Raw genomic sequence first — 12581 nt, forward strand, 5'->3', positions numbered from 1 at the left:
ATGATTAAACAACATTATTTTTACTCTTCCCTTCTTTTGATATTGATAACCTTATCAGGTTGTTATGAAACGGAAAGACATTGCTCCGATTTTCAAATTGGCACATTTAGAAGTGAGATTATTCTAAATGGAAAAACTTTCAAATCTGAATTTACTAGAACCAAAACACTTCAGGTGGAAACCTACGATAATAAGATAGACTCTTCCAACGTCAGGTGGATTAATGATTGTGAAGTTGTTTTTAAAACCATTAACCCCAAAAATATGGCAGAAAGAAAGGATATCCACCTAAAAATTTTGACAACCACCGATAGCAGCTACACCTTCGAGTATTCTTATGTAGGAGAAAGACAGAAACAGCGTGGAGTAGCCTTTAAAATAGAATAATATGTGGGAATTCTTGTTTTCTGGAGATGCTATTATAGCGTTATTGACCTTGACCTTTCTTGAGATAGTTTTGGGTATTGATAATATCGTGTTTATTTCAATAACAGCCAATAAATTGCCGGAAAACCAAAGAGCTAAAGCAACCAATATTGGACTTATTTTAGCAATGGTTCAGCGTATTATTCTTCTTTTTTGTGTTTCGTTTTTAATTGGTTTAAAAGAGCCATTTTACACTCTTGATTTGGAATGGTTACATATGGGAGTTAGCTGGCAAGCCATTATTCTTTTTGTGGGTGGCCTATTTTTGATTTATAAGAGTACTTCAGAGATAAAAGAAAAAGTTGAATCTCCTGAACACGATACTTCCGAATTAAAAGAAAAGAAAGTTAATTCTCTAAAACAAGCCATAACACAAATCCTATTAATCGATTTTATCTTTTCCATCGACTCTATTTTAACAGCAGTAGGAATGACCAATGGCATTCATCCCAATCACAATTACGCCTTAATCCTAATGATTATAGCTGTGATGATTTCCATCTTCATCATGATAGCATTTGCCAATCCCATTAGAAAATTCATTGATAATCACCCAAGCATGCAGGTCCTTGCGATGGCTTTCTTGATATTGATAGGTTTTATGCTGATTACCGAGGCCGCACATCTTTCCCAAACAACATTCTTTGATCAGGAAGTGGGAGCCATACCTAAGGGATATCTTTATTTTGCCATAGCCTTTTCGCTATTGGTGGAATTTATCAACTTTAGAATTCAAAAGAAATCCAAATCCAATCCTAGAAAAGACTAGTTTGGCCCTCCTCATCTGCATCCGAATCACTTTCTGAATTTACTGAGTTGTTGGTATTACTAGCTGTGCCTGTTTCTGAATTATTCACCTCCTCTTCATCGATGACTTCAAGGTCATCAGCGTGAACCTCCTCTGGAGCTTCATAAGGTAAAGGTTCTAATAGGTTTACTTGATTTATTTTTTCTTTAGTAAGTTGATTCCCAATGGCATTAATCCCTTTTATTGAAATAAATTCTTCAAGATCTAATTCTAAGTTAGGTTTCCTATCTTTTCCTCGTTCTTTAGTAAATTCTATATCCGCCAAAGGACGCCAATCAGTCGAAACAATCTCTAATTTAGTCTCTCGGTGGTCTGGCAAAAAGCTCTCTTCCTTACCTTCATTTTCGATCAAAAAGCGTTTAACGTAATAAAGTTCGCGTTCGCCATTATAATAGATAACAGAAAGGGGTTTGTTAGGTATCCATTTTTCAATCACAATCATGTCATCCTCAAAGTGAGCTGTCATTTCAGGGATAATGGTTTTTACTAGTCCAGATTGGGTAACTACCAATATGCGGTCTTCCCCTCTAAATTCACCTATTAAATCCCCTCTTCCATCTACATTAAGTCTTTGTACGGTGTCATCAAACCAAATCTTTCTAGGTTTTAAAGTTGAAACACCCTTTTCTTTTAGGTCTATTCGTTTAACCGCATATTTAGAAACTAAATTACCCTTGGAATTCCTTCCTTTTATAAGGATTTCGGCAAAATCCATATCCCATTTCAATTTCTTAATACTTCCTACTTGTCTTAAGAATATAGTGACAACTTCAGCCTCCCCATTCGGATTGGCAGAAAAATACCAAACCGTTGAGTTTTTGTTTCCATTGGTTAAATCATACTCCCGATCCCTTGTGATACTAGTCACAGCAAAACGTTTAATGTAAGTAGGCCCGCTTTTACCATCGCGATAAATCATGTTGTAAATGGTACGTTTGTCTTTTTTCTTAAAGACAGCTACATGAATAATATCTTTCCCCACAAAGGTTTTAGAGTCCACTTTGGTTACCATCATCTTCCCTTCCTTAGTAAAAACAATGATGTCATCTATATCGCTACAATCACACACATACTCATCTCGTTTGAGTGATGTCCCTATGAAACCTTCCTCTCTGTTAACATAAAGCTTGGTATTTCTTATGACTACCTTGGTGGCGTCAACATCATCAAACACGCGAATTTCGGTCTTTCTCTCTTTCCCTTCACCATATTTGGTTTTTAATCGGTTGAAATAGGCAATTGCATAATCGATTAAATGTTCCAGATGGTGTTTTACTTCAGCAATTTGACCTTCCAGAGCTTCAATTTTTTGTTGTGCCTTATCAATGTCAAATTTGGAAATTCTTTTAATTCGAATTTCGGTTAGTCTAACGATATCCTCCTCAGTTACTGACCTTTTTAAATGGGTAATATGAGGTTTTAAACCATCGTCAATAGCTTTAATAACGCCTTCCCAGGTTTCTTCCTCTTCTATGTTTCGGTATATCCTATTTTCAATAAAAATACGCTCCAATGATGCAAAGTGCCATTGTTCTTCCAATTCACTTAACTGGACTTCCAAATCACTTTTAAGCAATTGCACCGTATTATCGGTAGAGCGACGTAACATTTCAGAAACTCCGATAAACAAAGGCCTGTTATCTTCAATAACACAACCTAGCGGAGAAATAGACATCTCACAATTGGTAAAGGCATAAAGGGCATCTATGGTTTTATCTGGTGAAATACCAGCTGGCAAATGCACCAAAATCTCTACTTGAGCTGCTGTATTATCTTCTATTTTCTTAATCTTGATCTTCCCTTTGTCATTGGCCTTAAGGATGGAATCAATAAGACTTGATGTTGTGGTTCCAAAAGGAATTTCAGTGATGACCAAGGTATTTTTGTCGTATTGCGAAATGCGTGCTCTCACCCTTACTTTTCCACCGCGATTTCCATCCTTGTAATCTCCCATATCAGCAATTCCTCCGGTTGGGAAATCTGGAAAAATGGTAAATCGTTTACCTTTTAAATGTTTAATGGAAGCATCAATCAATTCCAAAAAATTATGAGGCAATACCCTTGTAGACAAACCAACGGCTATTCCTTCTGCGCCTTGAGCTAATAGCAAAGGGAACATCACAGGCAAATTAATGGGTTCTCTTCTTCGACCATCATACGAAGCCTGCCATTCTGTGATTTTTGGATTGTAGATAACTTCTAGGGCAAATTTGGAAAGGCGTGCTTCAATATATCTCGAAGCTGCTGCACTGTCTCCAGTTAAAATATTCCCCCAGTTACCTTGAGTGTCTATCAATAAATCCTTTTGACCAATCTGAACCATGGCGTCTGCAATACTGGCATCCCCATGAGGGTGGTATTGCATGGTATGCCCCACGATATTAGCTACCTTGTTGTAACGTCCATCATCTAAGTCCTTCATGGAATGCATGATCCTGCGTTGAACAGGCTTAAAACCATCTTCAATAGCAGGTACAGCCCGTTCTAAAATGACATAGGAAGCATAATCCAAAAACCAGTCTTTATACATCCCAGTAACTTTGGTGATGGTTTCTTGGTTGTCATTGGGCTCATTCAGCAAATCATCGTTTTCTTCGCTCATTGATTGTATTGATATTTCTGTATGTTAGTTTTTCTTTTTTATTAACGGAATAAGGTTGCCAATCCCTACCAACAACATAGCGGTAATGCCGATATATTGCGTGGAATTTTCATCCCAACCCAAATCATTAAAATTGATTCGACTGATATATACTGCTGCCAAAACAAAGGTGGCAAAAACAATAAATATTTTAATTTTTTTCTGATTCAAGGGCTTTAGCGTTAAGTTTAATAATCTTGCTTAAAGATTGCTTGATATATTTCCGTTTTTTTCTAGCGACTAAAGTCACATTAAAACTTTCCGATTTATGGTTGCCGCGATCACTTTTTAAATAAACAACCAAGGTTTTATAAAATATAAAATTTCTGAATTTAAAACCTGCTAATTGGCGTTTATCAAAATCTACGGTTTTTTCCCGGTAATTAAAATGATCTGCCAATAGCAATCCTTTGTTGGTTATTACAACCTTCATACCATCACTGTCGTATTCAAAATATTTTGAAATGAAATGAAACAAAAAGAAAATAAGGCTAAAAATCACCGTTATTACCAAAGAGGTAATCAAAGGATTTTTTGACAAATCACTAAATGCTTTAAAAACTACAGCGAGAAGAATGCCTACAACAATCAGTATAAAATATACAGAAACAATAACATTCCTTACTTTAGCATTATTGGTTCTCATGCCTTCTCCTCCACTACATCCAACTCCACTTTCAAATTATTAATAATGAAATCTTGGCGGTCTGGCGTATTCTTGCCCATATAGAAAGCCAAAAGCTCTTCAATGGACATATCCTTATCTAACATAACAGGATCCAAACGAATATCTTCTCCAATGAAGTTCTTAAACTCATCTGGGGATATTTCACCAAGACCCTTAAATCGAGTGATTTCTGGTTTAGGTTTTAGTTCCTCAATAGCATCAATACGTTCTTGTTCTGTATAACAGTAATAGGTTTTCTTTTTATTTCTTACTCTGAATAATGGTGTTTGCAAAATATATAAATGCCCTTCTTTAATAAGTTCTGGAAAGAACTGTAAAAAGAAGGTAATCAATAGTAATCTAATGTGCATTCCATCCACATCGGCATCCGTAGCAATAACAATGTTATTGTACCTTAAATCCTCCATGGATTCTTCTATGTTTAAAGCAGCCTGGAGTAAATTAAATTCTTCGTTTTCATAAACAATCTTTTTGCTCATGCCATAAGAATTCAAGGGCTTACCTCTCAAACTAAATACGGCTTGGGTGTTCACATCTCGAGATTTGGTTATACTTCCTGATGCAGAATCTCCCTCGGTAATAAACAAAGTAGTTTCCAGTCTTCTATCATTCTTTAGGTCACCAAAATGTACGCGACAATCTCTTAATTTTTTATTGTGAAGACTGGCCTTTTTAGCACGCTCTTTTGCTAATTTTCTGATTCCTGAAAGTTCCTTTCGCTCCCGTTCAGCCTGAAGGATTTTACGTTGCAGCTTATCTGCCGTTTCTGGATTTTTATGAAGAAAGTTATCCAAATGGGTCTTTAAAAAGTCGTTGACATAAGTTCTTACTGTTGGCAACTTCCCTCCCATGTCGGTTGATCCCAACTTGGTTTTGGTCTGACTTTCAAAAACGGGCTCCATGACTTTAATGGAAATAGCAGAAACGACCGATTTTCTTATATCGGCTGCGTCAAAATTCTTTCCGTAGAATTCTCTAACCGTTTTTACTAATGCTTCACGAAACGCCGCTAAATGCGTTCCTCCCTGAGTGGTGTTTTGACCATTGACAAATGAATGGTATTCCTCACTATACTGGGTTTTATGGTGGGTTAAGGCTACTTCTATATCATCCCCTTTGAGGTGAATGATTGGATAAATCTTATCAGAATCATTGATGTTTTCTTCCAATAAGTCTTTTAGTCCATTTTCACTGTAGAATTTTTCACCATTAAAAACAATCGTCAAACCGGGATTCAAATACACGTAGTTTTTCAACATACGCTCTACGTATTCATTCCTGAATTTGTAATTTTTAAAAATGGTTTCATCGGGAATAAAAGACACCTTGGTACCGCGTCTTCTAGAGGTTTCATCAAGGGTTTCCTCATTCATTAATTCCCCTTGCTCAAATTCGGCAGAAGCCGATTTACCATCCCTGGTTGATTCTACTCTAAAATAAGTGGAAAGGGCGTTAACGGCTTTGGTACCTACCCCATTTAATCCTACTGATTTTTTAAATGCTCGGGTGTCATATTTTCCACCGGTGTTCATTTTTGAAACCACATCGACCACCTTCCCTAAGGGGATTCCTCTTCCGTAATCTCGTACAATCACTTTGTTGCCTTGAATAGATATTTCGATGGTCTTTCCAGATCCCATGACATATTCGTCAATGGAATTGTCAAGCACTTCTTTAACCAAGATGTAAATCCCATCATCCTGCGAGGAACCATCACCTAATTTTCCGATATACATACCGGGACGCATACGGATATGTTCCTTCCAATCGAGTGAACGAATATTATCTTCGGTATATTGGGTATTTTCAGGCATAGAAACGAGCAAAAGTTAGTGAATCGTTGCTAATATAATATAACCCCATAAAAAATGAAACCTGGATGATGTAAAGTAATTAACAATAAAAAGGCCCATGTCGTTAATAACATGGGCCTGTAATATTTATATTTTAATTTCTAAACGTTAAACAAGAAGTGCATTACATCGCCATCTTTTACAATGTAATTTTTTCCTTCAACGCGCATTTTACCTGCTTCTTTAACTTTAGCCTCACTACCAAAAGATACATAATCATCATAACCTATGACTTCAGCACGAATAAAACCTTTTTCAAAATCAGTATGAATTACTCCTGCTGCTTGTGGCGCTGTTGCACCAACGGATACGGTCCATGCTCTAACTTCCTTCACTCCAGCAGTAAAATAAGTTTGTTGGTTCAATAGCTTATAAGCTGAACGAATTAACTTTGAAGAACCTGGTTCATCCAACCCGATGTCCTGTAAAAACATCTGGCGCTCTTCAAAATCTTCCAATTCGTTAATATCAGCTTCTGTACCTACAGCTAACACAAGAATTTCGGCATTTTCATTCTTCACAGCTTCTCTAACCTGTTCCACATAAGTATTACCTGAAACTGCTGATCCCTCATCTACATTACATACATATAAAACAGGTTTGTCTGTAATGAACTGACTTGGTTTCACATAGTCCTCATACTCATCTTCTCCAAATTCTAATGCTCTAACAGAAATCCCTGACTCCAGACCCTCTTTAATTTTTACCAATACGGCTTCTTCGGCTTGAGCTTCTTTATTTCCAGTTCTTGCGGCACGTTTAACTTTTTCAAGCTTTTTGTCTACTGTTTCAAGATCCTTCAATTGCAGCTCCATATCAATGGTTTCCTTATCCCTAATAGGATTCACGTTGCCATCCACATGAACAATGTTGTCGTTGTCAAAACAACGTAACACATGCAGAATAGCATCCGTCTCACGAATATTTGCTAAGAATTGATTTCCCAATCCTTCTCCTTTACTTGCTCCCTTCACCAAACCTGCAATATCAACAATCTCCACTGTTGCAGGAATAACACGTTCTGGTTTAACCAATTCTTCCAGTTTACGCAATCTTGGATCGGGTACATTTACCACCCCTATATTAGGTTCAATGGTACAAAATGGGAAGTTGGCACTTTGTGCTTTGGCATTGGACAAACAATTGAATAAGGTTGATTTTCCAACATTAGGTAATCCTACAATTCCTGCTTTCATGAATGAGACATTTTTTTACGGGTGCAAATGTAGTCATTTTGTTCTTTAGGTTGCATACTATTTTTATTGTAGCTTCTAATATTTACAACCTACAAGAATTTTTTTTGTTTTAAAAAAGACAATGAATTTTTGAAGGAAAACCCTTAATATTATTCCTGTTATTGTAACTTTCTAGTTTTAAATCAGCAAATACCATGAAAACCCGATTATTCTTTCTTTTACTTTGCATTAGTACAATCGTTTTTGCTCAAGCTCCCTGTCCTAACATACCGCTAGATGAACCAGCGCCAGTTTGGGAAGATGGTTTTTACAGATACTATGTAAAGTTAATTTCTGAAAACATGCTTGTTTCTGATTTTAACAAAACAGATTTTATAAATCATATCGTTGTTATAAGCAATCCCTCAACTGAAGATGTCGATTTCATGAATACTTCCATAACAGAAGTGGAAATGGCTTTTCCTGCTTCACAAAATGAAGACTTAATGAAAGTGGCCTTAGTTGTAAGCACCTATGAATTTCAACATGATTTCTTAACGGCTTTTACATAATCCATTGATTGTGTTGAAGCATTAGGAGAACCCCAACTTTCATTGGATGATTTTACGATTAAAAATGGAATCAAAATTTATCCCAACCCGTTGACGGAAAACTCCAAACTTTTTTTGTCGCAGAATTTAGGTTCCACAATCTTAAGCGTGTATAACGTTTTTGGAAAACTTTTGTACACTAAGGATTTAAAAAACTCATCCAAACTTGCCCTAGAGGAACTCCATTTAAAATCAGGGATTTACTTTTTTAAAATTGCAACAGACCAACGAACTTTTACCAAAAAAGTGGTGAAGAATTAAATCTAGTTTTGTGCAGATGATTGTTACCGCTTTTCAATAAAAAATCACTTTTTCAATTTCTCCATCTCCTCTGCTATTTCTTGGGCTTGGGAATCCCCTTTTTTCAATTCGGAAATAATGTTTTGAAAGCTTTTAGCATCTTGGTTTTGACTCAGCTTAAATACATGCTCCATGTTTGTTACCTCTATTTCAAAGGAAACGATAGCTTTCATAAGCCGATCTTTGTAGTCTTTGGGTAAATTATTGAAAACCGTTGGGGAGTCATGGTTTCCGTTTTCGAAATGAAGTGTGGTTTGTTGAAGAATGGATTCCAAGCTTTCTTGGCCTAGAAATTTTATGTTTCCTTTACAATGCACACTCATATAATTCCAAGTGGAGGCCGAATGTGGATTTTGATACCAAGTTGCACTCACATAAGTCTGTGGTCCTTGAAAAATAACTAAAACTTGAGGGTTCTTTTCAAAAGCCTGATAATGGGTTGTATGTTTCATCAAATGACCACGCAGATAAGCTCGATCATTTTCAAATTCCAAAAACATGGGCACTTGGGTGGCAACAGGTTCGTTAGTATCATTAGACCCAATTAACATGGCAAAAGGATGTTTGGAAATAAAATCAATTACCTTTTGGGAATCTTGGGTTTTAAAAACAGGAATATCATACATAAAAATAAAAATACAGAATTAAGGGAATTTATAGAAAAATCAAATTAAAAAGACCTGATGGATAAATGATCAGGTCTTATAATTACATTCTAATAGAATTATTAACTTTTCTCCCAGGTATTGTTGCTGGCTTTGGCGTCATAACTAGGAATTTCAAGCTCAACTTTTTTCAAGGAGCCTTTGGTCGAAGATAGCTTCCAATGAAATGTATTACTGTCTTTCCAAACTTTAGGATTAATTTTTTCTTCTAAGACACTTCCGTCATCAAGAGTTGCTTTAATGGTCATTGCCATGGGTCTACCACCTAAATTCTTAAGCGTCACCTGTTGTCCATTGACCTGATCTATGCCCATATCCATATAACCCCAATCGAAATACCAGGCTTTCCAAAACCAATTCAAATTCTCACCTGACACGCGATTAAAAGTCATCATAAAATCATACGGTGTTGGATGCCTGTGCTTCCATGTATCCATATAGGCTTTCATACATTTGGTGAAAGTTTCTTCTCCCAAAAGCTCATAAAGGCTCTTATAGGAATGGGATCCTATGGTATAGGAATTAAGTCCGCTACCTTCAAATAAATGAGAAGGAGCCATTATAGGCAACACTTCTTGAGATCCAAGATATGGTAAATCCCTTTCAGGCATCTTAAATGGGTTATCCATAAAAAAGCTAGAAAATGAAGCAAAACCTTCATCCATCCAAGCATACTTCTTTTCATTAATTCCCATCATAAAAGGAAAATACATATGGCACATTTCATGCAAGGACAAACCAAATTGCGCTTCGGTGTCATTTGCCACTTCATACCCATAAGTTTTTAATTTTTCTGCAGAGGTTTCTTGGTCATTGGCCATTCCGGCAAACTCCATACCTCCTCCTACTAACCCATTAAAAATGGTGAAATAGTGAAATGGAAATTCATAGACCGGGAATTGGTTATGAAACACCTCTAAAGACATTCCAATAGTTTCCAAAACAGCAGCAAATTCTGGATGACTGGTTGGATACGCTACTTGGATGAAATAATCACCCATTTTATCTGAATAATGAGCCGCATCCCAAATAAAATGATCGCTTAAGGCAAAAGAAAAGTCAGGAAAGTCTTTGGCGGTGTACTTCCATGTTAGGTTTTTGGTAGCCGTAGATTTAAAATCCGATTCCCCAATTATAGATACTGCTTCTGTACTTTTTGAAGCTTTTTCCAAACGTTTCTGCACTTCTTCTGAATAAACCTCAGTGGGATTGTCTGGTGCTACAGAGGCCCAAACCATAAAATTATTAGGAATTGTCAACTCCACGTGATAATCAGAATAATCATGATAAAATTCGGTGGCTGCATCATAAACAACCCGATCCCATCCATCAATATCATCATACACAGCCATTTCAGGGTACCAATATGCTACAAACATTGATGTTGGGTCTATGGCGCCACTGCGTTCAAATCCTTCTCCTGGAATTACATAATGCCAATCAACTCTTAGATTCACTTGTCCGCCAGGAGGAACAGGGTTATCGCCCAAAACAATGTTGTAATTGGTACCGCCATACCTTGCCTGTTTTCTGTCTTTTAAATCAATGGGTTGGTCACCAACCAAAACTTGATCCAATACCATACCCTCATGGGGCTTTTCATTTGCATCTGCTGCCCTAAAAAAACCTGCTTTTTTGGAATCCGGTTTGTAATAATCGTGATAGGTATGAAATGTGATACTTTTTAAACTATCTGGGCTTTCATTATAATAGGTAATGATGGCCTCTCCAGTTAGTAATCGGGTTGATGGCTCTAAGGTAGCCTTAATATTGTATACTGAATGGTTTTGCCAATATTTAGGCGAAACCGTTCCATTGGCCATTCGTGTTCCTTGTTGATAGGCTTTTTGAAATTCCAGCGGCACATAGATATCCGCAGGTATGGTTTGGGAATAACCAAATAACAATCCCCCTATTATAACAAGACAACAGGTTAAATAACATTTGAAGGTGTGAATCATAATTTTGAATATTTTAAAGTTTATAACATTCTGATAGAGAGAAGCATAAATATATTAAAATATCAGAATATTTTTACAATGATTTAAAAATCTATAAATGAACAGGAGTTCTTATTCCTTAAATACTTTATGAATATTGTATAATTCTTAGTTCAACCCCAAAAATCATCAATAAAATATCAATTAACCGCTTTCAATCAGTATTTTATCGAAAACCTTAACATAAATAAATGAATATCCATATATTTAAAACTTTACTAAACTTAAACTAACAGATTCCATGAAAAACATTTTACGCCTCTTTCTTATTTTAACGCTCATTTTTTCTTGTTCTGATGATAAAACTACCGATGACCTTTCTGGATTTGCAATAAACGGTCGTTTGTTGGCTCCAAATGGCACGGACCCGATTCCCAATGCTATGGTTAGTGCTCGCTCCAACAACACAGTTGTAGCTGAGTCTTTTACAGATGTTCAAGGTCAATATGCTTTATCACTTCCAAAAGGTAATTACGAATTAACATTCACAAAGGGGAAATTTTCTGGCGTTTTACAAATTGATGTAGAAGGAGCTAAAACCAATGAAGATGCCTTATTGGATATTTTACCAACTATTGGGGTTGTTACAGGACATTTTGATCATATTGAGCATGTTCTACTTAATATAGGATTGGTTGATCCAATAACCCAAGAGCCTTTATTTGATATCATTGAAGGGAACAACTTTGGAAGACCTTCAGGCGCACATGGCCACAGGGAATCGCTTCATATGTCCCAAAATAAGGGTATGATGGATGAAATTTTACTGGAGCCTAATGTCGATTTCAATTTTGAAGATTTAATGAATGATCCGGCACTTTTAGGCAGTTATGACATTCTGTTTTTAAATTGTGGTTTGAATGAATCATTAGAAGATATGGGAGATGTCTTGATGGATTATGTTTACAACGGAGGAATTTTATATGCTACAGACTGGGCCGCTGGATACTTAAATGATATTACCAATGGCGGTGCTGATTATATGACATTCTATGATCCTGAAAAAAGCGGAACATCTTTGACTACAACGGCTACCCTTTTAGACACTACATTAAGCGATTGGTTGGAATTGAATTTTGATATTGTATTAGAAGATACAATTGAAATAGACGAATTTTTAAGTTCTTGGCAGGTAGTTGACAGTTATGACACTACAACAACTATTTCATGGCTTGAAGGAGAAGTTAGTTATAGAGATTCAGGAAATAATATTATTACCGAAACTAAGGATTTAGCCTTCACCTTTTTACATGGAGATGGTGCTGTTTTTTATTCATCCTTTCATACTGAAAACTACGATCCTGAATTCAGTGACGTCGATCGAATTATGGAATTTTTTGTGTTTGAGATGTCGGTAATTCAACCTTAAAACGAAACGAGAAGAATATAATATTTAGAGCTGTCTTTATGGGCG

At 36.2% G+C, this 12581-nt stretch carries 12 protein-coding genes; 5 read left to right on the forward strand and 7 right to left on the reverse strand.

The window, feature by feature from the left end:
- Complete coding sequence (locus LOK78_RS10220; protein WP_166958343.1) at nt 1-387, forward strand: DNA topoisomerase IV; 387 nt, start codon at nt 1-3, stop codon at nt 385-387.
- 1 nt (nt 388) lies between these two features.
- Nucleotides 389-1195 carry a TerC family protein gene (locus LOK78_RS10225; protein ID WP_232634823.1) on the forward strand — a complete coding sequence of 269 codons (807 nt, stop codon included), beginning with the start codon at nt 389-391 and terminating at the stop codon, nt 1193-1195.
- Here the strand turns inward: LOK78_RS10225 and LOK78_RS10230 are convergent.
- The 5 genes from LOK78_RS10230 to ychF all read right to left on the reverse strand — a co-directional run bounded on the left by LOK78_RS10230 (nt 1182) and on the right by ychF (nt 7612).
- Nucleotides 1182-3836, reverse strand: coding sequence for a DNA gyrase/topoisomerase IV subunit A (locus LOK78_RS10230; protein ID WP_232634824.1), 2655 nt, complete (start codon nt 3834-3836; stop codon nt 1182-1184). The genes LOK78_RS10225 and LOK78_RS10230 overlap by 14 nt on opposite strands.
- 24 nt (nt 3837-3860) lie before the next feature.
- Nucleotides 3861-4046: a hypothetical protein gene (locus tag LOK78_RS10235; protein ID WP_232634825.1), complete on the reverse strand. Its 186-nt coding sequence runs from the start codon at nt 4044-4046 to the stop codon at nt 3861-3863.
- On the reverse strand, nt 4027-4521 hold the full coding sequence (locus tag LOK78_RS10240) for a hypothetical protein (RefSeq protein WP_232634826.1): 495 nt from the start codon (nt 4519-4521) through the stop codon (nt 4027-4029). The genes LOK78_RS10235 and LOK78_RS10240 overlap by 20 nt, the downstream gene beginning before the upstream one ends.
- Nucleotides 4518-6377, reverse strand: a complete 1860-nt coding sequence (locus LOK78_RS10245) for a DNA topoisomerase IV subunit B (RefSeq protein WP_166958335.1) — start codon at nt 6375-6377, stop codon at nt 4518-4520. Before LOK78_RS10245 ends, LOK78_RS10240 begins: the two co-directional genes overlap by 4 nt.
- 140 nt (nt 6378-6517) lie before the next feature.
- Entirely contained in the window at nt 6518-7612 is a 1095-nt protein-coding gene (gene ychF, locus LOK78_RS10250; RefSeq protein WP_232634827.1) for a redox-regulated ATPase YchF, read from the reverse strand.
- A gap of 194 nt (nt 7613-7806) precedes the next feature.
- Between ychF and LOK78_RS10255 the strand changes: the two genes are divergently transcribed.
- Together LOK78_RS10255 and LOK78_RS16810 are read left to right on the forward strand one after the other, a co-directional pair.
- A complete protein-coding gene (locus tag LOK78_RS10255; protein WP_232634828.1) occupies nt 7807-8163 on the forward strand; it encodes a hypothetical protein in 357 nt (118 codons plus the stop codon).
- A 42-nt stretch (nt 8164-8205) separates the two neighbouring features.
- Nucleotides 8206-8463: a T9SS type A sorting domain-containing protein gene (locus tag LOK78_RS16810; protein WP_369127605.1), complete on the forward strand. Its 258-nt coding sequence runs from the start codon at nt 8206-8208 to the stop codon at nt 8461-8463.
- Nucleotides 8464-8507: 44 nt separating this feature from the next.
- Here the strand turns inward: LOK78_RS16810 and LOK78_RS10260 are convergent, their stop codons facing one another.
- Nucleotides 8508-9128 (reverse strand): FMN-binding negative transcriptional regulator, encoded by a 621-nt coding sequence (locus LOK78_RS10260; protein ID WP_232634829.1) that lies wholly within the window; start codon nt 9126-9128, stop codon nt 8508-8510.
- 101 nt (nt 9129-9229) lie between these two features.
- Nucleotides 9230-11128 (reverse strand): M1 family metallopeptidase, encoded by a 1899-nt coding sequence (locus LOK78_RS10265; RefSeq protein WP_232634830.1) that lies wholly within the window; start codon nt 11126-11128, stop codon nt 9230-9232.
- A 280-nt stretch (nt 11129-11408) separates the two neighbouring features.
- On the opposite strand from LOK78_RS10265, the gene LOK78_RS10270 reads away from it, so the two are divergent.
- Entirely contained in the window at nt 11409-12536 is a 1128-nt protein-coding gene (locus LOK78_RS10270; protein ID WP_232634831.1) for a carboxypeptidase-like regulatory domain-containing protein, read from the forward strand.
- Nucleotides 12537-12581: the final 45 nt, after the last annotated feature.

It is taken from the genome of Mangrovimonas futianensis (genome assembly GCF_021245805.1).
Lineage (GTDB): Bacteria > Bacteroidota > Bacteroidia > Flavobacteriales > Flavobacteriaceae > Mangrovimonas > Mangrovimonas futianensis.

Bases quoted from the DNA above. Each gene is read 5' to 3' on its own strand.
- ychF (WP_232634827.1), bottom strand. From the start codon at position 7,612: ATGAAAGCAGGAATTGTAGGATTACCTAATGTTGGAAAATCAACCTTA.
- LOK78_RS10245 (WP_166958335.1), bottom strand. From the start codon at position 6,377: ATGCCTGAAAATACCCAATATACCGAAGATAATATTCGTTCACTCGAT.
- LOK78_RS10255 (WP_232634828.1), top strand. From the start codon at position 7,807: ATGAAAACCCGATTATTCTTTCTTTTACTTTGCATTAGTACAATCGTT.
- LOK78_RS10230 (WP_232634824.1), bottom strand. From the start codon at position 3,836: ATGAGCGAAGAAAACGATGATTTGCTGAATGAGCCCAATGACAACCAA.
- LOK78_RS10265 (WP_232634830.1), bottom strand. From the start codon at position 11,128: ATGATTCACACCTTCAAATGTTATTTAACCTGTTGTCTTGTTATAATA.
- LOK78_RS10225 (WP_232634823.1), top strand. From the start codon at position 389: ATGTGGGAATTCTTGTTTTCTGGAGATGCTATTATAGCGTTATTGACC.
- LOK78_RS10270 (WP_232634831.1), top strand. From the start codon at position 11,409: ATGAAAAACATTTTACGCCTCTTTCTTATTTTAACGCTCATTTTTTCT.
- LOK78_RS10220 (WP_166958343.1), top strand. From the start codon at position 1: ATGATTAAACAACATTATTTTTACTCTTCCCTTCTTTTGATATTGATA.
- LOK78_RS10240 (WP_232634826.1), bottom strand. From the start codon at position 4,521: ATGAGAACCAATAATGCTAAAGTAAGGAATGTTATTGTTTCTGTATAT.
- LOK78_RS10260 (WP_232634829.1), bottom strand. From the start codon at position 9,128: ATGTATGATATTCCTGTTTTTAAAACCCAAGATTCCCAAAAGGTAATT.